The organism is Bradyrhizobium sp. CCBAU 51627, from assembly GCF_028128765.1.
In the GTDB taxonomy this organism is placed as follows: domain Bacteria; phylum Pseudomonadota; class Alphaproteobacteria; order Rhizobiales; family Xanthobacteraceae; genus Bradyrhizobium.
The window spans coordinates 1-567 of the sequence record NZ_LBJG01000046.1 but is presented as its reverse complement, the minus strand read 5'-3'; the positions used below and the strand labels follow the sequence as shown (position 1 = coordinate 567).

The window sequence follows — 567 nt, the reverse complement described above, 5'->3', positions numbered from 1 at the left end:
GTCGTAGCGGGCGGCGGTGGCCGCGACGAGGAAGAGGATCGAGCGGACGCCAGCACGGCCGCCGCGGGTGGGGCGCTTGCCCTTTCGCTTGCCGCTGTCATCGGCGATCGGGGCGAGACCGACCAGCTTGGCAATGGCCTTGTTGGACAAGGTGCCGATCTCCGGCACCTCGGCGTGCAGCCGCGCGACGGTGCGTCCTGCAACGCCCTTCACCTCACGCCAGCTCTCGGCGAGCTTTGCCCAGAGCGGATCGTCATCGATCATGGAGGCAATCTCCCCCTCGAGCTTACGGGATTGGCGCTTCAAGAGGGTGATCACCTCGTCGAGGCTGGCCAGCACCTCGGGATTATCGCGCAGGCTGGCGCGGCGTTGCTTCTGCACGGTGAGATCGTCGGTGACTTGCCTGAGCCTTGCCACAAGGGCCTTGAGGCGTTGCTGGGCCTTGCTTGGCACGGGGGTCGGAGCCAGGTTCTTGGCATCGGCGAAGCGGGCAATGACGGAGGAATCGATCCGGTCGGTCTTTTCCAGAATGCCCATTGCCTCAGCGTAGCGACGGACGTTGCGGGG

At 66.0% G+C, this 567-nt stretch carries 1 protein-coding gene; it reads right to left on the bottom strand.

Features of this window, described 5'->3' with window-relative positions:
* The coding region (locus XH88_RS25630) for a transposase (protein ID WP_271671028.1) at positions 1-567 on the bottom strand (567 nt) is incomplete at both ends.